We start from the raw sequence: 22716 nt of genomic DNA on the forward strand, positions 1-22716 counted from the left end.
CCAGTGATCACCGTGGACACACAGCTTCATGGCTACCGACAGGGGCATCAACTCCTCGATTCATCAGCGCAGCTGTCTAAGACTGATCAGTCGGTCATCGATCGTTTGTCTGACATTAGTGGCCCACTACGCCCTGGGGAATTCTTCGAACCTTATCTGAGCGCTTATCCGCTGCCTTCCAGTCGATTTTACGTGCTCGCGCGAACCTGGCAGGATCTCACAGTTCCGCGCGCTGGCTGTGTAAGGACGCTGAGCCTAATCATCCCGACCGATGGTTGGCAGGATGCACGCGGGGTTCAGTCATTTTTGGACATTCTTGATCCGGAGACCCTTCCTACCAGTGCGCCTCCTCCAAGGTTGATCAATACAGCTGCGACTCTGATGCCGCAGGCTCCTGAATTTCGTGCTAGCGAGTTGATCGAGGCATTGTTTCTGGAAGATCCAAAGCCTGTAGCCATGTTCGACGTGCCATCGCCGGATCTTATCGCGGTCCGATTGTTGACTGCGCTCTGGCCAGCGTTGCGCCGCCGCTTCGCGTTGTCCACTTTCGCGCTGTCGCCGCGCAAGATTGAAGGTCGGAATTTTGATCTCGTTTTTGCCCCCAAGGATGCGCGCGCCCGTTTCGCCGATTGGCCCGGCAGGCGCATAGATGCGCGCGCCGGCAAGGCGGCACGACATCGGTGGACGAGCGAGGTCGTCGAAAGAGTGTTCCAATCTTCTGTACCTTGGTTGTTAGATGATCGTGAGATTCGCCTGATCAGTGAGGACGAGAGCGGAACTCCCGCGGCCCTCCGGATCGCGCTGCTTTGGGACGAACTGCTGGCTAAGCTTGAGCAATCGCCGTCCGCAGCTCTCGGCCTGCTCGATATTGCCAATTCCAAGATGCATCATCGTTCCACCGTGTTGCAGGACCTGCAGCCGGCGCTTGCCAATGCTGCGCTTCGCGCAGTTGAAACACTACCTGCGCCGGAGGCATGGGAGTTTCTCGGAGCTATGGTTCGCAAGATCTCTGGGACCCCGCTAACGCCGGCATTGCCTTCGGTAAGCATTGCTGCAGGTGTTCTCGCCGCCCGGTCTCCAGCCGGCGCGATTGCTCTCCTTGATCATGCAGGTGGTGATGACGCTATCGAAGCGATGGTGCCGGCCATCGCCGATGGCCTCTCCGCACATTTTGGAGACGCGGCTGAGAGGGCACTTGTAGAAGCTCAGTCGCAAACCTTCACACGGCTAATTGTGGCAAACCCGCAGTTGGCTCGGGCCACACTGGCCAACCCTAAGCTGGTCGAGCGATTGGCGCAGACAATCGTTGACTTAGGACCACCTTCATTCGATGCGCTACGGGACGAGATTATGCCCGCACTCGTCGACGACAGGCACGTTGCTGTGGCGCGTCCTCTCTTCGCCTCTCTAGGCGTCGCCGGCGTGCTTACCGAAGTCAAGCGTCTAAGCCAGACCATCCATTTTCAGCCGACGAGCTTACTGCTACTGCTCATTGAAAGAGCACGACAATTGTCGGCAATTGAGGACTTGCGAGCCACGCTCCTTACTGTCGCGCCGTCACCGGGGCGCGATCAGTTCTTACGAATGACGCTCTCGCCGGTCGCCGACGATGTTTGGTGGCTCTTGCAACAACCGAATCTAGGCACGAGCACTGCAAACGAGTTGCTGTACGACGTCGTCCGAAAAGCAGACGCTCAGGAGTTTCAGAATCTGCTCGAGAATGCTTCGATGGCAACGTGGCTGATCGAACGCTTTGCGGGAGTGGCGGATCTCCTGCTTCGTGCCGTGAACGAGGGCAACCTTCCGCTAACGCTTCGTGCCCCGATTGTATTTCAATTGTTACCAGTTAGTCCCGAACCGCAAAGGACAGAGCTTGCGACCAAACTGCTGGGTGATTGCCTACGGGCACATTTCGGGGGCGACGAACTGACCGCCATCTCTACGCTGTTCGAGATTATCGGATCATCGCTGGATGGCGGCTGGGCGATCCGGACGGGGTTGGGCAGGTCGATGTCCGCTTCACTAATCAACCGGAATCTCGTGGCATTTGATACCTCGACTAAGCAGGCAAGGCAGCGCATCCTCGCAGCGATAGGGGAGTTCGCTGAGGCGCTAGCCGCCCGATCGTCGCTTGATCTCAATGATGTCGCATCGACTGCCTGTGCTGCACTTCTCTGGGATGCGCAATCAGTTAATTTGACAGGCCTTCTGCGCGGCGCAGGCCGGTTGTTGCCCACGCTCTTCCGGTCCGGGAGGTCTCCTGTCTCAGCGATCGTCGCCGCAACCTTTCCGTTGGTGTATCGCGAGTTGGCCAAAGAGGACGACGTTCCGGATTTCTTCAAGTTCGTGCCATTCATCGACTGGGATCGCTGCAAGGCGGCGCGTCGCGAGCTAGTCGACACGTTCCTGTCGTCTGACGCGTGGCGACCCAGCGATCTTGCTCTGACTGCTTGCCGCGCTTCGGACGTCGGCAAGATCCTGCGGCGTGCTGCTAAATCCTATCGTGGCGAAGCCTATATCGCGCGCGTTGCCGCAGACGTGGAAATGTTACCCAGCACTTGCCGAAATGAAGTCAAACGCACAATTAGGGACATTCAATCCGATTGGTCCGCCAAATACGACTGGCGCGATTAGAATCGCCTGCGCCTGGGCGACTTCGGGCGAACAGGCTGTGGTCGGCTGCCCCGCCGGGCCGCGCGCTGGTTCATTCCCGCGCAGCGCGCAGGTGATGGCCGCTTCGCGCAAACAGCATTCGCGCTTTCTCGACGCTGACATAGCCAGCCGATCACGCCGCGGCTCGTTGCTCCGCTGAGGAGCCTTTGGCGGGCTTTGGCCGCCCGCCAGCGCGCCGTCGGATTATTGTGCCGGCGCTGGCGCGGGCGCCGGCGCTGGTGCAGGGGCCGCTGCTGCGGGTGCCGCCGCTGTCGTGAACCCGCACTGCTTCTGTTCCATCTCGATCTGCTTCGTGATGCGGATGGCGTTCTGGGCGTAGGCTTGCGTTACCGAGCCGCTGTTGACGGTCTTGTCCTTCAGCGGGCTGACCGCTGCGCAGAGGTGGAAGACATGCTCGGTGTCGGACTTGGCGGCGCCGTTTTCCGGCGCGATCCAGTAGACGATATCCTGGCCATTGGGGTGCGCCGCGTCCTTCGTCGCCGCGGCCACCGTGGTGGAGTCGGTGGCGATCGCCTGCGCCTGGGCGGCGACTTCGGGCGAACAGGCCGTGGTCGGCTGCCCCGCCTTGATCTGTTCCGCGCAGGTGTTCATGTCCTGCGTGTACTGCTCGACCGATGGCGGCTGGTAGCTGACCCCGATCAGCGTCGCCAGCACGGCCAGCACGGCGCCGATGCCGCCGGCCACCTTCTTGCTCTTCGGGTCCATGTTCTTGTCGTTGAGGATCAAGATAACCAGCGGCAGGAAGGCAATCAGGGTGATGATCGCGCCGAGCTGGTTCTGGACGAAGAACCGGAACGTGTCGGATTCGCGGGCCGGGTCCTTCCGGTTGGCCGCCTTCCAGAGCAGGCTGCCGGCGATGGCGAAGATCGCGATGCCGACCAGGATGCCGATCAGCAGCGGCAGGTTGCCCTGGTCGAACTTGTGCTTGTAGAGCAGTACGATCCCGGCGATCTCGCCGCCAATGGCGATGACCCACGAAAGCACGGCGAACAGGCGCAGCCGCGTGGCGCCGGACTTCTGGCCCTGCGTTGCCTGCCAGTCCTTGGTACCGTCTACGGTCGGCTTGTTGTCGGTCATGACCAGATCCCCCGGTGTCGACACTTTTGCGGGGCGGCGTCAAAGGCGCCCGGCGCAGCGTCATTGATCGAACGTCGCCTGCTCCGGCGCGAAAGCGCCACGGCAGACCCCATCCTTATTGCGCATGATGGGATTCGTCCATAGCCGAGGCTGGCGGACGAGGATGCGGGCAATGGTGCGGAGGAGGGCAGCGCAATCGCATAAGGGGCTGGCGCAATCCCATGCGATTGCCCGGGAAGAGGGAGTCACCCCTTGGCCTACACGAACCGGCCCAGCGCATCGACGATCAGATCACAGAGCTTCGCATGGTCGAGCTTCATCGCCACGCTATGGCGGAAGTCGGTCTGCTCGCTCGCCGTACCGCCGAAATGGTGCATCGCGCCCATTTTCTCGAAATTGCAGACCGTCATGCCCTTGGTCCAGCGTCCCGCAAGCTCGACGCGGATGTCGGCCCTTTGGACGCGGGCAGTCTGGCGCGGCCTCCTTAGCGACTCTCCCGTTCCCTGAATTGATTTGTATACAAATGTTTCGTGGGCGACATCGGTTTGTGAAGCGCTTCACCGTTGCCGCGCAATCGATCGGTTACAGAGGTGGCGCAAGAGCGGGCCTAAGGCAGCGCTCTGCTGCTGCATGGAGGTAACCGATGTTTGAAAGTCTCAGCAGAATTCGCGCTGCCCTGGCGCGCGCCAGCAAGCACAGGAAGACCGTGCGCGCACTGAATGCGCTGCCCACGGAGATCCAGAAGGACATTGGCTGGACGGAGTCGAGGTCGATCGATGAGATAAGGCTGCCGTTCTAGGGCCGCATCCAGCGTCGCTAATATATCGCTCGCCATCGATTGTTCGGAAGCGTACAGTGCAGCATCGTCGGCCACATCAATGGGCGCTGACGCTTGGGAGCGACCATCGCACTCCTGCCCCGACAGGAGGCATTGGAGCCATGGCGGAGCAACCGAGACAGTCCGGTCTGAGCGCCGAGACGCTCGCGGCCTTGGCGCGGGAAACCGGGGCCTCCGAGCAGCAGATACAAGAGATCGCATCGCTGATCGGCAACGATCGCTCGTCCATCGTGCGCGAAGCGCGCATGGTTGCGGCTGACCGCCCGAAGCGCTGATCCAGGAAAAAGCTGCTGGATTGATCCATGGGGCGTCGCCCCTGATTTGTCGGTTTTGTACGAAGTACAATGGCTGAATCCGAGTCAGCTATCGTCCAATGACCGTTTGCATTTGGGCAGGGCGCCGACGGCTGGGAGATGACATGTGCTCTTGCCCTTGACGGGAGAGAGCGATGGACCAGTCGGTCAGCAAGGAGAAAAGCGGCCTCTTGCGCCGCATGAACCCGGCCGACTTCGCACTGCTTGCGCCGCATTTGCACCATCGTGTGCTCGATCTCAAAGCTCCGCTCGAAATGGCGGGCGAGCCGGTCGCCTCGGTCTGCTTCCTGGAAAGCGGCCTGGCCTCGGTGGTGGCGAGGAACCGGCCAGGCCTGGACACCGAGGTCGGCATCATCGGCCACGAAGGCATGTCGGGCTCCGCTTTGGTGATGGGCGCCGACTGGGCGCCCCATGACTGCTACATGCAGATGCCGGGCGAGGCGGTGTGCATCGGTTCCGAGCCGTTCAAGGCAGCGCTGCAGAAAAGCCCGACGCTTCGCGCCTTCCTGCTGCGCTATGCCCATTATCTGCACGGCCAGACCAAATCCACGGCGCTGAGCAATGCCCGCGCCAAGCTCGAGGATCGGCTGGCCCGATGGCTCCTGATGTGTGACGACAGGGTGGTCGGCCATCAGATCCAGATCACGCATGAGTTCCTGTCCGTCATGCTCGGCGTCAGGCGTCCAGGCGTCACCATCGGCCTGCAGATCCTGGAAGGGCGCGGCCTGATCCGGTCCAGGCGCGGCGAGATCGTCATTCGCGACCGGGATGGCCTGATCGCCGTTGCCGACGGCTTCTACGGCCAGGCCGAGGCCGAATACGAACGCCTGCTGGGCTGAGCCTGGCACGGGCTGGAAATGGCCGACGCGAATGCCGGTGAAAGCATGTTGCCAGAGCCGCGCCGGCCATTTGCGGCCATCTGGGGAGAGGCCGCCCGGCAAATCTATCATCGGCGCAAAAGCGGGCAACGAACCGCAATGGCTTGGTAAAAACCGTACAATCGAATTGTGTTGAACCTTGGTTCGGCAAGAGTATGAATCTGCTGTCGTCGACCATGTATATGGGGCGCTGGCGCCTGAGGCTTCGACAGGCTCGCGCGCCCGATGTGAACGGGGAAAACCGAAATGGCAGAACTGCTTTTCGATGTATCCGCCTTCGATTGCGCCATCCTGCGCGCCGCCTTCATCAAATCGGTGATGGAAGACAATGTCCCGGAAAAGCGCTGGCGCGCGCTCGCCGCTTCCCTGGTTCGCGACCTGACCGACCACGAAGACGTCGAGCCGGATCTGCTCGGCTGGATCACGCGCAAGTAGCAATATCCTGACGGTCCGGCGGCTACCCCAGCCACCACCACAGCGCCGCGATCGCCGCAAGCACCGCCGCCACCGACAGCCCCAGCATGATGTAGCTGCCCTTGATGATGTCGCGGATGATCTTCTTCACGCTTTCGCGGTCGTTGAGGTTGGGGAAGGGCTCGTTGGGCAGCGCCACGCCGAGGAAGCCGCAGAGCGGCGCCCAGCCATCGCTGACCTTGAACACCAGAAGCTTCTCCGGCGGCACGGCCGCTATCACCTCCTCGGTGTAGGCGTTGTAGCGCGCCACCGCCTTGGCGCGGTCGTCCATCACGCCGGCAAGCGTGCGGCCCCAGATCAGTCTGTGCGACATGTCGCCGAATTTGCGGCCGAACGGCGTCAGCCATTCCAGCACCTTGAACTGCCACAATGTCTCGGTGAAGTGGATGGTGTCGATGGTGCTGTCGTACCAGGCCTCGGCGCCGCGCGGATGCAGGGTGAGCAGCACCTTGGCGTCGGGATAGGCGGCCATCAATTCGCGCCACACGCAGCATCCCGGATTGTCGACCGTCGCCTTGTAATTGGCAAAGACTCTGGTCCAGTCGTGCTGGCTGCCGGGCGGGCTGTTGGCCACCTTGCGCCAGAAGTCGAGATGGCCCTTGTTGGCCTTGTTGAGGATGACTTCCTGCATATGGTAGCTGGGAAGGCCCAGCCTGTTCAGCGCGGCAAAGGTCGACCATGTGCCGGTGCGGCCGAATCCGGCCCCGATGAGCTCAAGCGTCATTTTAACCCCCCTTGTTGAGACCGCTTTTCTTTTTATGTCGGTCCGCTCGGAATGAGGTTGCATCCGCGCCCCTCGGCGCGCAACAATTTTCCCTGTCCAGGGCAGAAATGTGTTTGCTTTTTCGTCTGGGCCACGCGGAATGAGGGTCTGGCTATTCCAGCGGGTGAGGGAGCCTGATAATAGGTCAGTCAGATTGACCTAATCGCATGGGCCGGAACGGTCATGCTGGACCAGATGCCGTATCCCGGGAGGTGGGCTCGTGAGTTTGATGGACCTGTTGGCGTCGCGCGCCTCGCGCATGAAGGCGTCGGAAATCCGCGAGCTGCTCAAACTGCTCGACCAGCCCGACATCATCTCCTTTGCCGGCGGCATCCCCGATCCGGCTTTGTTTCCGGCGCAGGCGATCGCCGATGCTTACGCCTCGGTGCTGGGCGGCGCGGAGGCGAGCGCAGCACTTCAGTATCAGGTCTCCGAAGGCTATCTGCCGCTCAGAAAATGGCTGGCCGGCCAGATGGGCAAGCTTGGCATCGGCTGCGACGAGCACAACATCTTCATCACCTCCGGCTCGCAGCAGGCGCTGGATTATCTGGGCAAGCTGTTCCTGTCGCCCGGCGACACAGCGCTCGTGACGTGGCCGACCTATCTCGGCGCGCTCCAGGCCTTCAACGCCTATGAGCCGCGCTACGACCGGCTGACGCCGGATGGCGGCAACATGACGCCCGCCGCCTACCAGGCGGCGGCTGCCGCTGCAGGCGGCAAAGTGAAATTCGCCTATCTCGTGCCCGATTTCGCCAACCCGACCGGCGAGACGCTGAATCGCCAGCAGCGCGAGGCGGTGCTTGACCTCGCCGGCGAGCTCGACATTGCCGTCATCGAGGACGCCGCCTATCGCGCGCTGCGCTATGACGGCGAGGGCCAGCCGCCGATGCTGGCGCTCGACTGCGAACGCTCAGGCGGCATCGAAAACGCCCGCACGCTCTATTGCGGCTCGTTCTCCAAAATCCTGTCGCCGGGCATGCGCGTCGGCTGGGTCTGCGCGCCGCGCCGTGTCGTCGAGCGGCTGGTGCTGATGAAGCAGGCGTCGGACCTGCACAGCCCGTCGATCAACCAGCTGGTCATGCACCGCGTCTCCGAGGCCGTGTATGACGGCCAGGTGGAAAAGCTGATCGGCGCCTACCGCCAGCGCCGCGACGGCTTGCTTGCGGCACTCGAAGCGGAAATGCCGGATGGCGTCAGCTGGAGCCGGCCGGAAGGCGGCATGTTCGTTTGGCTGACGCTGCCTGAAGGTGCGGACGCCACGGCACTGCTCGCCCGCTCGGTCAAGGAAGCCCGCGTGGCCTTCGTGCCGGGCAACGCATTCTACGCCGACGGTTCGGGACGCAACACGATGCGGATGAGCTTTACGCTCGCAGATGAACGCGCCGTGGGTGAAGGCGTGCCGAGGCTGGCGAAATTGATGGGCTAATCTCCCCCCTCGGGGGGGAGATGTCGCCGAAGGCGACAGAGGGGGTCGCCGCGCGTGGAGCGCTAACCTTCATCAGTCGCAGGAGGTCGCGCCCAGTCGAGCCGACCCCCTCTGGCCTGCCGGCCATCTCCCCCTCAAGGGGGGAGATTAGCTCACTCCGCCACCACGTATTTATCCTGCGTCTTCGTCTCGAAATCGCTGGCGTCGTGGCGCTCGTGCAGTTGCATGGCCGGGTCGCCGAAGGCGCGGTTGACCATGCGGCCGCGTTGCACGGTCGGGCGGGCGTCGATCGCCTTGGCCCAGCGTTGTACGTGCTCGTAGTCCTGCACCGACAGGAATTCGGCGGAATCATTGTACATGCGGCCGAGCGCAAGGCCGCCATACCAGGGCCATACCGCCATGTCGGCGATCGAATAGCCGGCGCCGCCGAGATATTCAGTCTCCGCCAGCCGCCGGTCGAGCACGTCGAGCTGGCGCTTGGTCTCCATGGCGAAGCGGTCGATGGCGTATTCGATTTTTTCGGGCGCATAGGCGTAGAAATGGCCGAAGCCGCCGCCGAGATAGGGCGCCGAACCCATCTGCCAGAACAGCCAGGACAAGGTTTCCGCGCGCGCCGGCTGTTCGGTCGGCAGGAACTCGCCGAACTTTTCCGCGAGATAAAGCAGGATCGAACCGGACTCGAAGACGCGGACAGGCGTCTTGCCGCTGCGGTCGAGCAGCGCCGGGATCTTGGAGTTGGGGTTGACCTCGACAAACCCCGAGCCGAACTGGTCGCCATCGTTGATGCGGATCAGCCAGGCGTCGTATTCGGCGCCCTTGTGGCCGAGCGCCAGAAGCTCCTCCAGCATGACAGTCACTTTGACCCCATTCGGCGTCGCCAGCGAATAGAGCTGCAGCGGATGCTTGCCGACCGGCAGCACCTTGTCATGCGTCGGACCGGCAATAGGCCGGTTGATGCTGGCGAACGTGCCGCCATTGGCTTTCTTCCAGCTCCAGACTTTCGGCGGGGTGTATTCGGTCATGCGGGAAATTCCTTGGGTTTGGCGGGGCGAAAACGACTTGCGCGACGGCGCGAGACTGATGGCGGAAAAGTCGGCGGAACCTAGATACGGGAACACATAGGTGCAATTCAGAAAGGTTCAACTTGTGTTGAACTATTATCGATGTCGGCGCCGCCCCTCATCGCCCTGCCGGGCACTTCTCCCCGTATAGTGACGGGGAGAAGGACGCTGTCGCCTACTGATTTCCCCAATTGCCAGCGTTGCCAAGAGCGCCGATGTTGCGGCCATCTCCCTTCTCCCCGTCGCTATACGGGGAGAAGGTGCCGGCAGGCGGACGAGGAGCAGCGCCAGCCTCTGAAATGATTGCCTTGTTGCCTAAGCCCTTGCGCCCTGTGCAGCGCGGCATACCTATAGAGGATACTGCCCACGCATATCTGCCAGGATGAAAGCATGCCGATCGATCCCGTTTCCCCGCTCTTGCGCTCCGTCGTTGGCGTGCGCGCCATGGTTCCCGACGATGCCTTCACGGCCAATGCCCTGGGCACGCGCCGGGAAGGCAGCGGCGTCGTCATCCGCGGCGACGGGCTGGTGCTCACCATCGGCTATCTCATCACCGAGGCCGAGGAGGTCTGGCTGACCGACCAGGACGGCCGCGTCGTGCCGGCGCATGCGCTGGCCTATGACCAGGAGACAGGCTTCGGCCTGGTGCAGGCGCTGGCGCCGCTCGGCCTGCCGGCGGTGGCGCTGGGTGACGCCTCGAAGGCGAAGATCGGCGACCCCGTGGTGTTTGCCGACGGCACCGGCCGCTCGGTCAAGGCACACATCGTCACCAAGCAGGAATTCGCCGGCTATTGGGAATATCTGCTCGACGAGGCGATCTTCATTGCCCCGGCGCATCCGTCCTGGGGCGGCGCGGCGCTCATCGGCCAGGATGGCAGCCTGCTCGGCATCGGTTCGCTGCTTTTGCAGATGAGCCGCAACGGCGAGGTCGCCGACATCAACATGGTCGTGCCGATCAACCTTCTGACCCCGATCCTCGACGATCTCCTGACGCGCGGCCAGGTGGCGAAGCCGCCGCGCCCATGGCTCGGCGCCTTCTCGGCCGAGTCGAACGGTGCGGTCGTGGTGATGAGCGTCGCCGAAGGCGGCCCCGCCGCCAAGGCCGGTCTGCGCCAGGGCGACATCATCTCCGACGTGCGCGATGGCGAGGTCGACGGTCTCGCCGATTTCTACCGCAAGCTATGGCAGAATCCGGCGGGTTCGGAGATTCCTCTCAGGGTCGTGCGTGACGGTCGTGAGACTTGGCTGCGAGTGAAATCCGCCGACCGAAACAGCTTTTTGAAGAAACCGCATCTGCAGTGAAGCCAATCTCCCCCCAAGTGGGGGAGATGCCCGGCAGGGCAGAGGGGGGGACACGAAGGATCGCGACCTCTCGATCTATTTTCTGACAAGAATCGCGGGATAAACGTGGCTGACACTGGCCGGTGCGTTGGCGGGACAGCGGCCCCCCTGCCGGCCATCTCCCCCACAAGGGGGGAGATTGGCTGCCCCCTCAATCCCCGCACACCCTAAAAGGCGTCCCCGTGTCCCACTCCGCGAAGGGCACGACCTGGCCTTCGACAGACACGATACTGTTCACCTTGCTGTCATCATCCTGCGTCTGCATACTTTTGCCCTTGCCGGTCAGCACGTCGTAGTCGCAGCTGCTGTAGACGACAACGGACTGGTATTTGTAATGGTCATAGGCAACGCCGGCGACGACGAAGGCCTCGTTGCGCCAGGCGATGGTCAGCGTCATGTCGGTCCGCTCGCCGGGGCCGATCAGCCCCGGCAGATAGATCTTGATCGAGCCGTTGGGCAGCAAGGTCAACTCCGGTTCGATGCCGGAGCCCTCATAATGCGGCTGGTCGTAGTCGTTCCATTCGCCGTAGACCTGCTCATGCACGACGCCGGCGGGTTTCAGAAAATTGTACTTTTTGTCCCTCAGGAAGAAATGCATGTCCATGGTATCGTCTTCGGGCTCGGTCTCGACGATCATCGCCAGATCGGCGGCGCCGTCGCCATTGAAGTCGCCGGTCAGCGCGGTGATGATTTTCTGGGTTTCGATCGGTTCGGCCAGTGCCGAGGTCGGCAGCAGAAGGATGAGGCCGAGTAACATCGCTCGCATGGCATTTCCCCCGAATTGCAGTCTGCCTTGCCCGGCTGACCAGCAGGAAACTGCCACGGGCGTCGGCTGCGGCGCAAGCCGGCTCGCAATAGGCTAGGGGGTATCGACGCCGCTGACGGAAACTGGCATCGACAGCCGATACAGCCGGCCCGGCAACAACGAGGTGATGATGGCGCCGTTCAAGGTCGATCCCGACAAGGTTCATGAATTCCCCGATCCCGACAGTTTTTACGCCTGGCTGCGCGAAAATCATGCCGGCGAGAGCGAGGTCTGGATCAAGGTCCACAAGGTCGGCTCGGGCCTCGCCTCGATCACGCCGAAGCAGGCCATCGACGTGGCGCTGTGCTTCGGCTGGATCGACGCCATACGCAAGCCGCTCGACGACAAGAGCTTTCTGCAGCGCTACACGCCGCGCGGCAAGAAGAGCATCTGGAGCAAGATCAACATCGACAATGTCGCCCGCCTGGTCGAGGAGGGCCGCATGACCGAACACGGGCTGAAACAGGTCGAGGCGGCCAAGGCCGACGGCCGCTGGGACCGCGCCTATGCCTCAGGCAAGGACATGAAGATCCCTGACGATCTGCAGGCCGCCATCGACGCCGAGCCGAAGGCGAAGGAGATGCTGGCAAAGCTTTCCGCCCAGAACCGGTTCGCGCTGGCGTTTCGAACGCACAACATGAAGACGGAGGCGGGGCGCAGGAAGAAGATCGAGGCTTTTGTCGAGATGCTGAAGCGCGGCGAGACGATCTATCCGCAGAAGCGGTGAGGCGACGGCAAGCGGCTGCCATGGTGCGCGCAGCTAAAAACCCGCGTGTGAGGTTCTGGCCTCCCTTTCTCGGACATAACCTATTGTTTTTACGGTATTTTCCACTCGGCGTGTGGGTGATAGCTGCGATAGTGGAAAAAGCATAGCAACGTATTGTTAATTAAGAGTTTTCCACTATGTTAACTTGATCCTGGCTTAAGAGTGGAAAACGATGCTGAGAGAGTTGACCGGCGAGCAGCGGCGCCAACTCATAGATACGCAACAGGTCTACGAGGCCTGGCAGCGTGCTGATGACCAGCGCCAAAGGCGCTTTGCAGGCAGCATGCGCTGGGTTGAGCGCAGCGGTGCTGAATACCTGCTGCGGAAGGTCCGGCAGGTCGAGAATTCACTCGGGCCGAAAAGCAGCCAGACGGAGAAGGCGTTCGCTGCGTTTTCCGAGGGCAGGGTGCAGAACAAGGATCTGCTGGCAGGTCTGGCCGATCGCCTGAACGGCCTGGCGAAAGTCAATGTGGCAATGGGGTTGGGCAGGGTACCGGCCATCGCCGCACGGATATTGCGGCGGTGCGCCGAAACAGACCTGCTGGGCAAGCAGTTGCTGGTTGTCGGCACGAATGCGCTGTTCGCTTACGAGGCTCTGGCGGGCGTCCAGATCACCAGCGGTCTCACGGCAACCGGCGACATCGACCTGCTCTTCGATTCGCGACGTCGCATCAGCTTCGTGACCGGCGAGAGGGTAAGCCAGTCCGGCCTGATAGGCGTGTTGCGTAAAGTGGACAGGTCCTTCAAGCCGCTCCAGCCCCGGGCCTTCAGGGCAGCGAACCGTGATGGCTATCTGGTCGACCTGATCCGTCCGCAGGCAAGACATGTCCTCAAGGACAACGCCACTACCTCGATTACACAGCATGCCGACGATCTCGACAGCGCACCCATGGAGGGGCTGCAATGGCTCATCAACGCCCCGAAGGTGGAGGCTGTGGCGATCGATGAGCGTGGCTATCCCGTAAGCATGCCGACGGTCGACCCTCGAATGTTCGCTCTGCACAAGGCTTGGCTGGCCACGCTGCCTGATCGGTCTGCGGTCAAGGCAATGAGAGATCGTGAACAGGCGGAAGCGGCTGCACGCATTGCCACCGCCTATCTTGCCCTTCCGCTGGACAGCGAACATCTCAAAAGGCCTCCGGCGGCATTGCGAGACGCCGCGGCCGCAACGCTGTCCCTTCCTGGCCCGAGCGGCTTTTCCGAAGACCTTCCAATTGAGCCGGACTGGTAGCGCCCACACGCCATGCTACGAAAATAGCATTCTCCCCTTGCGAAATGTGATGCTACGGTTCCCGGCGCACCCAGGGCGGAGGGGTTGCCAAGAGGAGAAGTGGCGGGCGCTGGCCCGGATTTCAGCGAGTACCGGACGGAGCTGTTGAACCATTGCAAGGCCGCCGCGTTTTCCAGCGTCGGCCACAAGGGAGGAACCACCTGTGAAAGCATCCTATCTCGTCTCAGCCGCGCTGCTTGCGGCGACTGCGATGCCGGCGGCGGCCGGCGAAATTTCCGACGGCAAGGTCAAGATCGGCATCCTCAACGACCAGTCGGGCGTCTATGCCGATTTCGGCGGCAAATGGTCGGTCGAGGCCGCCAGGATGGCGGTCGAGGATTTTGGCGGCAAGGTGCAGGGCGCGCCAATCGAGATCGTCAACGCCGATCACCAGAACAAGCCCGACATTGCCTCCAACATTGCGCGCCAGTGGTACGACACCGAGCAGGTCGACGCGATCATGGAACTGACGACATCCTCGGTGGCGCTCGCCGTCCAGGGGTTGTCCAAGGAAAAGAAGAAGATCGACATCGTTACCGGAGCGGCATCGGCCGACCTGACCGGCAAGCAATGCTCGCCCTACGGTTTCCACTGGGCTTACGATACCCACTCGCAGGCGGTCGGCACCGGCGGCGCGCTGGTGCAGCAGGGCGGCGACAGCTGGTATTTCATCACCGTCGACTATGCCTTCGGCTATTCGCTGAAGGAGCAGACCACAAAGGTTGTTGAGGCAAGCGGCGGCAAAGTGCTGGGCGAGGTGCGTTACCCCTTGGGATCGACGGATTATTCCTCCTTCCTGCTGCAGGCGCAGTCCTCCGGCGCCAAGGTTATCGGCCTTGCCAATGCCGGCCTCGACACCTCCAATACCATCAAGCAGGCGGCCGAGTTCGGCATCGTCGCCGGCGGCCAGCGGCTGGCAGCACTTCTGTTCACGCTTGCCGAGGTGCACGGCCTCGGACTGCAGGCGGCGCAGGGCGTGGTGCTCACCGAAGGGTTTTACTGGGACCGCGACGACAAGAGCCGCGACTTCGCCGGGCGCTTCTTCAAGCGCACCAACCGCATGCCCAACATGATCCAGGCCGGCACCTATTCGGCGGTGCTGCAATATCTCAAGGCCATCGACAAGGCCGGCACCGACGAGACCGAGGCGGTCGCCAAGCAACTCCATGAAATGCCCGTCGACGACATCATCAACGCCAACGGCAAGGTACAGGCCGACGGCTCGATGGTGCACGACATGTATCTCTACCAGGTCAAGAAGCCCGAGGAGTCGAAGAAGGACTGGGATTACTACACCTACCTTGCGACCATTCCGGGCGACAAGGCCTTCATCAAGGCTGAAGACAGCGGCTGCCCGCTCGTCACCAAGTGACACTGGCGCAAGCCGTGGCCGTCCAGCCGGACGGTGCCGAAATCAAGCCGCGGGTGGTGCTCTCCGCCCGCGGCCTGCGGCGCGACTTTGCCGGTTTCGTCGCCGTCAACAATGTCGACCTCGACGTCCATCACGGCCAGATCCATGCGCTGATCGGGCCGAACGGCGCCGGCAAGACGACAATCTTCAACCTCTTGACCAAGTTCCTGCAGCCGAGCAGCGGCAGGATCGAACTGTTGGGCAACGACATCACCCGCACCGCGCCGGCCAGGGTGGCGCGCATGGGTCTCGTCCGCTCGTTCCAGATATCGGCGATCTTTCCGCATCTGAGCGTGCTCGACAATGTCCGCGTCGCCTTGCAGCGGCCGAGCGGGCTCGGCTTCCAGTTCTGGCGCTCGCTGGCCGCGCTTGACCAACTGACTCCACGGGCGCGCGAACTGCTTGCCGTCGTCGGTCTCGACGATGTCGCGCATCGTCCGGCCGGCGATCTCTCCTATGGCCGAAAGCGCGTGCTCGAGATCGCCACCACGCTGGCGCTCGACCCGAAAGTGCTGCTGCTCGACGAGCCGATGGCCGGCATGGGTCACGAGGATGTCGGCCTCATTTCCGGCATCATCCGCTCGCTGGCAACGGACCGCGCCGTGCTGATGGTCGAGCACAATCTCACCGTCGTCGCCGACCTTTGCGACTGGATCACCGTCATGCAGCGCGGCCAGGTGCTCGCCGCCGGCGACTACGCAACGGTGAGCAACGATGAGCGCGTCAGGGTCGCCTACATGGGGACCGAGCAGGGGAACCGAGCATGAGTGAGCCGCTGCTTGCCGTGCGCGATCTCCACGCCTGGTATGGCGAGGGCCATGCGCTGCATGGCGTCAACCTCGACGTTTTTCGCGGTGAGACCGTGACGCTGCTCGGCCGCAACGGTGTCGGCAAGACCACAACGCTGCGCGCCATTATGGGGCTGGTCCGCAAGCGCAGCGGCAGCGTCGCCTTCGACGGCAGCGGCCTGATGCGCCTGCCGCTGCATCGTGTTGCCCATCGCGGCATCGGCTTCGTGCCGGAGGAACGCGGCATCTTCGCCACGCTCACCGTCGACGAAAACCTGATCCTGCCGCCGGTGGTGGCCAAGGGCGGCATGAGCGTCGAGGAAATCTTCGATCTCTTTCCCAACCTCAAGGAGCGCCGCAACAGCCCCGGCACCAAACTCTCCGGCGGCGAACAGCAGATGCTGGCCATCGCCCGCATCCTGCGGACGGGCGTGCAGATGCTGCTGCTCGACGAGCCGACCGAGGGCCTGGCGCCGGTCATCGTCCAGCGCATCGGCGAACTGCTGGCGACCTTGAAAAAGCGCGGCATGACCATCCTGCTCGTCGAGCAGAATTTCCGCTTCGCCGCCCGCATGGCCGACCGCTTCTACCTGATGGAGCACGGCAAGGTGGTGGAGGGTTTTGCCGTAAGCGAGCTTGCCGCTCACACGCAACAGCTGCACGAGGTATTGGGGGTATGATGACGACAGCCCACGGCAGTACCCCCACCCCGCTGCTGCGCAGCGACCCTCCCCACAAGGGGGAGGGTGGAGGGCCACCGCCCTACCTCCCCCTTGTGGGGAGGTCGGACCGAAGGTCCGGGTGGGGGTACGTGCCGCACAGACGCATCCCGCTTGCAACACCCTCGGTGACGCCATGACCATGATCTTCGGCATCCCCGTCCAGGCCTTGCTCGGCCAGATGCTGGTCGGGCTGATCAACGGCTCCTTCTACGCCATGCTGAGCCTCGGCCTGGCCGTCATCTTCGGCCTGCTGCGGATCATCAATTTCGCCCATGGCGCACTCTATATGCTCGGCGCCTTCATCGGTTACCTGCTGCTCGTCCATCTCGGCATCGGCTACTGGCCGGCGCTGCTCCTGGTTCCGCTCATCGTCGGCGTCTTCGGCATGGCGGTCGAGCGCGTGGCGCTGTCGCGGCTCTACCGCCTGGATCCGCTCTACGGGCTGCTGTTCACCTTCGGACTGGCGCTGGTCATCGAAGGCGTGTTCCGTTTCTACTACGGCGTGTCGGGCAACCCTTATGCCGTTCCGGCGCAGCTTGCCGGCGGCACCAATCTCGGCTTCATGTTCCTGCCCAACTATCGCGGCTGGGTGGTGGTGGCCTCGCTCATTATCTGCATCGGCACCTGGCTCCTGATCGAAAAGACCAGGCTCGGCTCCTATCTGCGCGCCGCGACCGAAAATCCCGAGCTGGTGCAGGCCTTCGGCGTCAACGTGCCGCTGCTGCTGACGCTCACCTATGGGCTCGGCGCGGCGCTCGCCGGCCTTGCCGGTATTCTCGCCGCGCCCGTCTACCAGGTCAGTCCGCTGATGGGCTCCGATATCATCATCGTCGTCTTTGCCGTCGTCGTGGTCGGCGGCATGGGTTCGATCCTCGGGGCCATCGTCACCGGCTATATGCTTGGCCTCGCCGAGGGCCTGACCAAGGTGTTCTATCCCGAGGCGTCGAACCTCGTCGTCTTCGTCATCATGGCGGTCGTGCTGCTCCTGCGCCCCGCCGGCCTGTTCGGAAGGGACGCCTGAGATGAGCGAGGCAACCCTTCACCAACATCGCACCGCCGCCTCCGTGCGGCTGGAGCGGGTATTGCTGGCATTGGCCATACTGGCGCTGATAGCCGCGCCCTTCTTCGTCTATCCGATCTTCCTGATGAAGATGCTGTGCTTCGCGCTGTTTGCCTGCGCCTTCAACCTGCTGCTCGGCTACACCGGGCTGTTGTCGTTCGGCCACGCCACCTTCTACGGCGCCGCCGCCTATTTCTGCGCCTACGCCGTCAAGGCATGGGGCTGGCCGCCCGAGGCCGGCATCCTGCTCGGCACCGCCGGAGCGGCCGTGCTCGGCCTGGTCATGGGCTTCCTCGCCATCCGCCGGCAAGGCATCTATTTCTCGATGATCACGCTGGCGCTGGCGCAGATGTTTTATTTCTTCTGCGTCCAGGCGCCGTTCACCGAAGGCGAGGACGGCATACAGGGCGTGCCGCGCGGGCATCTGTTCGGCATCGTCGATCTCAACGTCACGTTCAACATGTATTTCGTCGTGCTTGCCGTCTTCCTCATCGGCGTCTTCGCCGTCTGGCGCATCGTCAACTCGCCGTTCGGCATGATCCTGCGTTCGATCCGCGAGAACGAGAACCGCGCCATCTCGCTGGGCTATTCGGTCGGCCGCTACAAGCTCGCCGCCTTCGTCATGTCGGCAGCCCTTGCCGGGCTTGCCGGCGCGACCAAGGCGATCGTCTTCCAGTTCGCGACGCTGACCGACGTCACCTGGCAGATGTCGGGCGAGGTGATCCTGATGACGCTGCTCGGCGGCATCGGCACCATGGTCGGTCCTGTCGTCGGCGCCGGCCTCGTCGTCGGCCTGGAAAACACGCTCGCCACCTCAGGCTTCCCGGTGACCATCGCCACCGGCCTGATCTTCATGATCTGCGTGCTGGTCTTTCGCCGCGGCATCGTCGGCGAGATTTACGCGCGCTGGCTGGCGCCGGCCAACGGCGAGGCGGGCCGCGATCAATAGGTGATGGTCACCACCACCGTGTCGGTGTAGACGCCGGCCGAGGGCGTCGTCTGCGGCGGCACGCGGCCATAGACGGTGAGCGCCTGGGCCGTACCGGTTCCGGTGCCGGCCACCGTGCTTCCCGGCGTTCCGGCGTCACCCCAAGGCTGCGAGCGCGCCAGATCCTTGTAGAGGCCGTAGGTGATCCTCTCGGCGCCCTTCGACATCTTGCGATTGGTCGGTGTGCCCCCTGTCGTGCCGCCATTGAGGGAAACCGTGTACGCGGTCGACGGGGTGCAGGTGACCGTAACCTGGCCGGTGGCATCGGCATTGGCGTCGAGCACGCCCTTGGAGCCGAAATCGATGTTCTGGGTGGCGACCAGGCAGTTTGCCGCGACCGTGGCGTTGATGGTGAAGGTCGGACTGGTGCCCAAGTTGCCCGCGCCGGTGTTGCAGCTGCTGCTCAACAGGGTTGTCCGGGAGCGGAACTCGAGTTGCCCGCCCGAAAATGTCGACAGATAAGTGCCCGGCGGAACGGTCGCCTGGCCGCCGGGAACCCGGCCATAGAGCGTCAGGGTGTCGATTGAGTTGCCGAAGAGATTGGGGCTCAGCAGCAGCGGTGGCGGGCGCGAGGCATAGGCCCAGTTATAGGTGCCCCAGACAACGCTCATTGCGGGGTCCGAATAGAGTTGATAGTTGAGGCTGTTGACGCCGCTCGCCATCTGCCGGGCCGCCGCCGAGGTTGCACCGCCGGTGCCGGCGGCAATATGCGGACAGACCAGGACGGGCAGCAGCAATGGCAAACTGCCGCTGCAAGTCGCGGTGAAGGTGGCTGTCGATGTCGCCGCGGTGCCCGACAGCGTGTCGATGAGGCCGAAATTCAAACTGGTGACGGTGTAACTGCAGCTCTGCGCCCGGGCGAGCGACGGGAGCAGCACCAGCAGCAGGGCGATGATTACGGCGCGCAGCATTTTTCCTCCAGCTATCATTGGCACACCACGTTCCCGATCACCACTTGTCGGCCGCGCGCCGCCTCGAAGGGAAACTCTGCCCGGCATGAACCGCCGTCAGCGCGCTCGACCTGCACTGAATTCTGCTTGCCGAGGCCCTTGATGTAGGCCTGCCCGTCATAGCCGACGACAAAGTCTTCAGTGCCGCCATCGACGCGTCCCGACAGTCCGGCTTCGAGCGGCGTTCCGCTCGAGTCGACCAGCGTCACCAGCGCGGCCTGCGCCGCCTCGGACACGCCGAACTTCAGCACGACGCCGTTGCGGTCGGCTGGGACGACGGTCTCCTTGGTAGCAGGGACATCCGCGTCGACTGGTAGATTCTTCGGGTCGATGGAGACCGTGTTCAGCTCATAGGAGTTGAGCCCGGTGACCAGGATGCGGCCTTTGCTGTCGGTCCTGCCTACAGGCCGGTTCTGATGCAAGACCTCGACATCAGGCGTGCCGACATCGACGACGGCAAAGGCATCGTCGATGCGGTTGGTGGCGAACACCCCGCCGCCTGCGACCGCAATGGCGCCGTCCATCTGGCCGGTCACGCGAAAGTCCTTGTCGAATTGCTGGGCGCCGGCCTCGAAACGCGCAAACGGCGCGCGGTAGCTGACAGCTGCCGAACGATTGGGGACCTCGCCCTCCGAGGTGCGCAGCCGCCAGCCGATGCTGCCGTCCTCGGCCCGCTCCGATTTGGCGAGGTCGGCAGTGACATTGAGGCCGTCAGGGCCTTGCTCGACGCCTGTCGACGCCGAGATGTCGTCGTTGAACGGGATCGAAATCCCGGCGAACACGCCATAGCTGCTGTCGTCGTCGAGATCGGCGAAGGCGGTGGCATAGAGCGTGCTGCGCTTGAAGATCGCCTGGCTGTAGGACAGGCCGACGATCTGGCTGTTTTCGCCCTCGGCGCTCTTCAAATGCGTATAGGACAGGTTGAAGCTGGAGAAATCGATCGGCATCGGCACGCTGAGCGTCACCTGGTCGACCGCGCGCGGCACGCCGGCGCTGAAACGGGTGAAGTCGTCGGGGTCGAGAACCGGCTCCGCCGTCATCGAGGCGATGTCTTCATAGCCGCCAAAGGCCCGCTGCATGTGGGCGTTGATCGCCCAGCCGTCATAGCCGAATTCGACACTGGCATCGACCAGCGAGCCGGTGCGCCGGTCATGATGGCTGCCGGCGACCGCCAGCGAAGCCGCGCCATATGCCCCGAGCGGGAAGGCAGCACCTGTGCCGCCATTGATCAGATCGGCGCCGCCCTCGGCATGGGCTTCCAATGTCAGCCGGTCGGTCACGCCGTAACGCGCGCTGGCGACCCCTATGACGCGGCCGTCATAATCGTCGGAGGAGATGCCGAAATTGCGCCGCGCCATCCCTGCCTCGACGGAAAAGTCGAGCAGTCCCTGGCGCAGCAGCATGCTGGAGGCATAGAACGGCAAGGTGGCCGTGGTCTCGCGGCCGAGGCTGTCGCGCAGCACCACCTGCGCCTGTCCGGCGCCCGTGAACACCGGCAGATTGGTGACCTGGAACGGCCCGGGCTGGATGTCGCCGGAATAGGTGCGCACGTTCTGCGTATAGACCTCGAGCGTCGACGGCACCGCCGCCGTGCCGCCGAAGGAGGGCAGCGGCAGCGTCACCAGGTCCGATCGCAGGTGGAAGTTGCGTTGCGCCTGGATGCCGCCGAGATAGACCGGACGCGTCCACGACAATCCACCGGAGATGAAGTCGCCGGCGCGGTAGGTCATCAGCCGGTCGGGGTCGGAATAGCTCCATGTCGTGTTGAGCCGCGTGAAGCCGCCCAGCCTGCCGTCGGAATAGCCGGCGATGAAGGATTGGCTGAGCGTTCCATAGGGGCTGAACACGCGCGCATCGAAGCCGCCGGAAACGCCTTGGAACAGCTCGACGTCCTTGTCGAACAATGTGTTGGAGCTGGCAAACAGCGAATAGTTGAGAACCGCGCCCAAGCCCGATTGCGGCGCCGGCCGGTCCTGCAAGCGCAAGCCGAGATCCACCATGCGCGCCTCGCGGCTGTCATTGGCGGCGGTGACGTAGAGGCGCTGGGCTACCTCATCGATCCGAAACGAAACGTCGGCCAACTGGTCGAGCCTGACCAGGCCGCCGGCGTCGGCTATGTCCTCCGGCGGTTTCAGGCCGACCTCCTTCAGCTCTTGGGGCGCCGCCGCCAGCCCACCATCCGGCATCTCGATAAAATTGCCGACCAGCTTGGTCGAAACGTCGTTGATGAACACCTCGAGATAGAGGCTGCGGCCCGCTGGCAAAACGGAAGCCGGCTGTTCGAGGTTCGTCACGGCCGGAAATTCCTGCGAACGCACCGCCAAGCAAGGTGTGAAAGTCGCAACCGCGACGATGACAGCGACGCTACTTGCCCTTGACGGCAACGTTGGCATCGAAGGGTCCAAGATCGCTCTGTGCCTTCAAAAGCACGGAGCCCGCGGACAGTGATTTGCCGCTGCCGATCGGCCACTGCATGGTCGCGCCGCCCAGCACATAACCGACGAGCCCGTTTCGGTTGCCGAGCTTTTTGCCGTTCTGGGTCAGGGATAGGTTGGACAAGCGGAGACGACTTTCACCGGTATTGCTGGCTGTCAGCACAAGACTGCCGCCCTTGCGCGAAACACTCCAGGCGACTGCCGGCGCGGCGGCATCGGCGTCGCGGAAAAACACCGGGACCGAATAGCGCAGCGCGAGCGCGACCGTACCGGCCTTCTTGCGCGACGGGTCGGGTAACTCGTCGACGATGACGCGGTAGCTTTCCTCGGCCCGCACCGGCGCCTTGCTGACGCGCACGACGCGAACCACGTATTGGGCATTGGGTCCGAGTTTGGTCGATGGCGGGCTGGCGACGACGTCCGTAGTCGGCGTCAGCTGCTCGATCCCGCCAGCCTGGCTCCAGGCGAAGACGCGTATCTGCACATTGATCGGCCGCTTGGGGTCATCGTTGCTGAGGTTGAGAACCGCCGAGGCGTCGGGCGAGATCAGCTCGAGACCTGTCGGCGCCACCCTGAGCGAAGCGGCTTGTGAGAGACCGGCGCACAGCAACAGAACAGCCGTGGCTCCGATGCATGAAAGCATGGATCGCATGATCGTCCTCGTGTTGGTATCGAT

Annotated in this window: 22 protein-coding genes; 14 read left to right on the plus strand and 8 right to left on the minus strand. The window is 63.2% G+C overall.

The annotated features are described in order from the left end of the window. Positions 1–3 precede the first annotated feature (3 nt). Positions 4–2634 (plus strand): GAP1-N1 domain-containing protein, encoded by a 2631-nt coding sequence (locus NKI05_RS14550; protein WP_023814826.1) that lies wholly within the window; start codon positions 4–6, stop codon positions 2632–2634. 222 nt (positions 2635–2856) lie between these two features. Here the strand turns inward: NKI05_RS14550 and NKI05_RS14555 are convergent, their stop codons facing one another. Both NKI05_RS14555 and NKI05_RS14560 read right to left on the minus strand, forming a co-directional pair. Then, entirely contained in the window at positions 2857–3750 is an 894-nt protein-coding gene (locus NKI05_RS14555; protein ID WP_023814825.1) for an SLC5/6 family protein, read from the minus strand. 257 nt (positions 3751–4007) lie between these two features. Continuing rightward, positions 4008–4160, minus strand: a complete 153-nt coding sequence (locus NKI05_RS14560) for a hypothetical protein (protein WP_023751899.1) — start codon at positions 4158–4160, stop codon at positions 4008–4010. Positions 4161–4393: 233 nt separating this feature from the next. Here NKI05_RS14560 and NKI05_RS14565 point away from each other — a divergent pair, with 233 nt between their 5' ends. From NKI05_RS14565 to NKI05_RS14580, 4 genes are all read left to right on the plus strand, one after another. Beyond that, positions 4394–4549 carry a DUF1127 domain-containing protein gene (locus NKI05_RS14565; RefSeq protein WP_023671409.1) on the plus strand — a complete coding sequence of 52 codons (156 nt, stop codon included), beginning with the start codon at positions 4394–4396 and terminating at the stop codon, positions 4547–4549. Between the two features lie 140 nt (positions 4550–4689). Then, a complete protein-coding gene (locus NKI05_RS14570; RefSeq protein WP_023671410.1) occupies positions 4690–4863 on the plus strand; it encodes a hypothetical protein in 174 nt (57 codons plus the stop codon). 173 nt (positions 4864–5036) lie between these two features. Beyond that, the gene (locus NKI05_RS14575) at positions 5037–5741 is read left to right on the plus strand and encodes a Crp/Fnr family transcriptional regulator (protein ID WP_023749898.1); all 705 of its coding nucleotides are present in this window, start codon (positions 5037–5039) and stop codon (positions 5739–5741) included. Positions 5742–6026: 285 nt separating this feature from the next. After that, the gene (locus NKI05_RS14580) at positions 6027–6215 is read left to right on the plus strand and encodes a hypothetical protein (protein ID WP_023671412.1); all 189 of its coding nucleotides are present in this window, start codon (positions 6027–6029) and stop codon (positions 6213–6215) included. A gap of 22 nt (positions 6216–6237) precedes the next feature. On the opposite strand, the gene NKI05_RS14585 is transcribed toward NKI05_RS14580, so the two are convergent. Further along, on the minus strand, positions 6238–6978 hold the full coding sequence (locus NKI05_RS14585) for a sulfotransferase family protein (RefSeq protein ID WP_023693766.1): 741 nt from the start codon (positions 6976–6978) through the stop codon (positions 6238–6240). Positions 6979–7246: 268 nt separating this feature from the next. Between NKI05_RS14585 and NKI05_RS14590 the strand changes: the two genes are divergently transcribed. Beyond that, on the plus strand, positions 7247–8443 hold the full coding sequence (locus tag NKI05_RS14590) for an aminotransferase-like domain-containing protein (RefSeq protein WP_031205190.1): 1197 nt from the start codon (positions 7247–7249) through the stop codon (positions 8441–8443). Between the two features lie 152 nt (positions 8444–8595). Here NKI05_RS14590 and yghU read toward each other — a convergent pair whose 3' ends face one another. Next, positions 8596–9465: a glutathione-dependent disulfide-bond oxidoreductase gene (yghU, locus tag NKI05_RS14595; protein ID WP_023814821.1), complete on the minus strand. Its 870-nt coding sequence runs from the start codon at positions 9463–9465 to the stop codon at positions 8596–8598. Between the two features lie 429 nt (positions 9466–9894). Between yghU and NKI05_RS14600 the strand changes: the two genes are divergently transcribed. Then, positions 9895–10806: a S1C family serine protease gene (locus NKI05_RS14600; RefSeq protein ID WP_023671416.1), complete on the plus strand. Its 912-nt coding sequence runs from the start codon at positions 9895–9897 to the stop codon at positions 10804–10806. A 190-nt stretch (positions 10807–10996) separates the two neighbouring features. Here NKI05_RS14600 and NKI05_RS14605 read toward each other — a convergent pair whose 3' ends face one another. After that, complete coding sequence (locus NKI05_RS14605; RefSeq protein ID WP_023693763.1) at positions 10997–11611, minus strand: hypothetical protein; 615 nt, start codon at positions 11609–11611, stop codon at positions 10997–10999. A 169-nt stretch (positions 11612–11780) separates the two neighbouring features. On the opposite strand from NKI05_RS14605, the gene NKI05_RS14610 reads away from it, so the two are divergent. From NKI05_RS14610 to NKI05_RS14640, 7 genes are all read left to right on the plus strand, one after another. Beyond that, the gene (locus tag NKI05_RS14610; RefSeq protein ID WP_023693762.1) at positions 11781–12377 is read left to right on the plus strand and encodes a YdeI/OmpD-associated family protein; all 597 of its coding nucleotides are present in this window, start codon (positions 11781–11783) and stop codon (positions 12375–12377) included. 211 nt (positions 12378–12588) lie between these two features. Further along, positions 12589–13647 carry a GSU2403 family nucleotidyltransferase fold protein gene (locus tag NKI05_RS14615; protein ID WP_023689846.1) on the plus strand — a complete coding sequence of 353 codons (1059 nt, stop codon included), beginning with the start codon at positions 12589–12591 and terminating at the stop codon, positions 13645–13647. Positions 13648–13849: 202 nt separating this feature from the next. After that, a complete protein-coding gene (locus tag NKI05_RS14620) occupies positions 13850–15058 on the plus strand; it encodes an ABC transporter substrate-binding protein (RefSeq protein ID WP_023814820.1) in 1209 nt (402 codons plus the stop codon). A gap of 14 nt (positions 15059–15072) precedes the next feature. Then, on the plus strand, positions 15073–15864 hold the full coding sequence (locus NKI05_RS14625; RefSeq protein WP_027049713.1) for an ABC transporter ATP-binding protein: 792 nt from the start codon (positions 15073–15075) through the stop codon (positions 15862–15864). After that, a complete protein-coding gene (locus NKI05_RS14630) occupies positions 15861–16565 on the plus strand; it encodes an ABC transporter ATP-binding protein (protein ID WP_023814818.1) in 705 nt (234 codons plus the stop codon). Before NKI05_RS14625 ends, NKI05_RS14630 begins: the two co-directional genes overlap by 4 nt. 175 nt (positions 16566–16740) lie before the next feature. Continuing rightward, positions 16741–17628 (plus strand): branched-chain amino acid ABC transporter permease, encoded by an 888-nt coding sequence (locus tag NKI05_RS14635; RefSeq protein WP_023671423.1) that lies wholly within the window; start codon positions 16741–16743, stop codon positions 17626–17628. A gap of 1 nt (position 17629) precedes the next feature. Then, positions 17630–18616, plus strand: coding sequence for a branched-chain amino acid ABC transporter permease (locus tag NKI05_RS14640; RefSeq protein WP_023712557.1), 987 nt, complete (start codon positions 17630–17632; stop codon positions 18614–18616). Here the strand turns inward: NKI05_RS14640 and NKI05_RS14645 are convergent. From NKI05_RS14645 to NKI05_RS14655, 3 genes are read right to left on the minus strand one after another with little or no spacing between them, the layout of a single operon-like run. Next, positions 18610–19566: a Csu type fimbrial protein gene (locus tag NKI05_RS14645; protein WP_023712558.1), complete on the minus strand. Its 957-nt coding sequence runs from the start codon at positions 19564–19566 to the stop codon at positions 18610–18612. The two genes, NKI05_RS14640 and NKI05_RS14645, sit on opposite strands and share 7 nt — an antisense overlap. A gap of 14 nt (positions 19567–19580) precedes the next feature. Further along, positions 19581–21998 (minus strand): fimbria/pilus outer membrane usher protein, encoded by a 2418-nt coding sequence (locus NKI05_RS14650; RefSeq protein WP_023814817.1) that lies wholly within the window; start codon positions 21996–21998, stop codon positions 19581–19583. Next, complete coding sequence (locus NKI05_RS14655; protein WP_023730420.1) at positions 21970–22692, minus strand: fimbrial biogenesis chaperone; 723 nt, start codon at positions 22690–22692, stop codon at positions 21970–21972. The genes NKI05_RS14650 and NKI05_RS14655 overlap by 29 nt, the downstream gene beginning before the upstream one ends. Positions 22693–22716: the final 24 nt, after the last annotated feature.

It is taken from the genome of Mesorhizobium sp. M0771, assembly GCF_040320155.1.
Classification (GTDB): domain Bacteria; phylum Pseudomonadota; class Alphaproteobacteria; order Rhizobiales; family Rhizobiaceae; genus Mesorhizobium.

Excerpts from the sequence above, each read along its gene's own strand:
- NKI05_RS14600 (WP_023671416.1), top strand. The coding sequence starts at position 9,895 with ATGCCGATCGATCCCGTTTCCCCGCTCTTGCGCTCCGTCGTTGGCGTG.
- NKI05_RS14605 (WP_023693763.1), bottom strand. The coding sequence starts at position 11,611 with ATGCGAGCGATGTTACTCGGCCTCATCCTTCTGCTGCCGACCTCGGCA.
- NKI05_RS14585 (WP_023693766.1), bottom strand. The coding sequence starts at position 6,978 with ATGACGCTTGAGCTCATCGGGGCCGGATTCGGCCGCACCGGCACATGG.
- NKI05_RS14580 (WP_023671412.1), top strand. The coding sequence starts at position 6,027 with ATGGCAGAACTGCTTTTCGATGTATCCGCCTTCGATTGCGCCATCCTG.
- NKI05_RS14570 (WP_023671410.1), top strand. The coding sequence starts at position 4,690 with ATGGCGGAGCAACCGAGACAGTCCGGTCTGAGCGCCGAGACGCTCGCG.
- NKI05_RS14655 (WP_023730420.1), bottom strand. The coding sequence starts at position 22,692 with ATGCGATCCATGCTTTCATGCATCGGAGCCACGGCTGTTCTGTTGCTG.
- NKI05_RS14640 (WP_023712557.1), top strand. The coding sequence starts at position 17,630 with ATGAGCGAGGCAACCCTTCACCAACATCGCACCGCCGCCTCCGTGCGG.
- NKI05_RS14565 (WP_023671409.1), top strand. The coding sequence starts at position 4,394 with ATGTTTGAAAGTCTCAGCAGAATTCGCGCTGCCCTGGCGCGCGCCAGC.
- NKI05_RS14560 (WP_023751899.1), bottom strand. The coding sequence starts at position 4,160 with ATGACGGTCTGCAATTTCGAGAAAATGGGCGCGATGCACCATTTCGGC.
- NKI05_RS14555 (WP_023814825.1), bottom strand. The coding sequence starts at position 3,750 with ATGACCGACAACAAGCCGACCGTAGACGGTACCAAGGACTGGCAGGCA.
- NKI05_RS14575 (WP_023749898.1), top strand. The coding sequence starts at position 5,037 with ATGGACCAGTCGGTCAGCAAGGAGAAAAGCGGCCTCTTGCGCCGCATG.
- NKI05_RS14590 (WP_031205190.1), top strand. The coding sequence starts at position 7,247 with ATGGACCTGTTGGCGTCGCGCGCCTCGCGCATGAAGGCGTCGGAAATC.
- NKI05_RS14630 (WP_023814818.1), top strand. The coding sequence starts at position 15,861 with ATGAGTGAGCCGCTGCTTGCCGTGCGCGATCTCCACGCCTGGTATGGC.
- NKI05_RS14635 (WP_023671423.1), top strand. The coding sequence starts at position 16,741 with ATGACCATGATCTTCGGCATCCCCGTCCAGGCCTTGCTCGGCCAGATG.
- NKI05_RS14610 (WP_023693762.1), top strand. The coding sequence starts at position 11,781 with ATGGCGCCGTTCAAGGTCGATCCCGACAAGGTTCATGAATTCCCCGAT.
- NKI05_RS14615 (WP_023689846.1), top strand. The coding sequence starts at position 12,589 with ATGCTGAGAGAGTTGACCGGCGAGCAGCGGCGCCAACTCATAGATACG.
- NKI05_RS14645 (WP_023712558.1), bottom strand. The coding sequence starts at position 19,566 with ATGCTGCGCGCCGTAATCATCGCCCTGCTGCTGGTGCTGCTCCCGTCG.
- yghU (WP_023814821.1), bottom strand. The coding sequence starts at position 9,465 with ATGACCGAATACACCCCGCCGAAAGTCTGGAGCTGGAAGAAAGCCAAT.
- NKI05_RS14650 (WP_023814817.1), bottom strand. The coding sequence starts at position 21,998 with ATGCCAACGTTGCCGTCAAGGGCAAGTAGCGTCGCTGTCATCGTCGCG.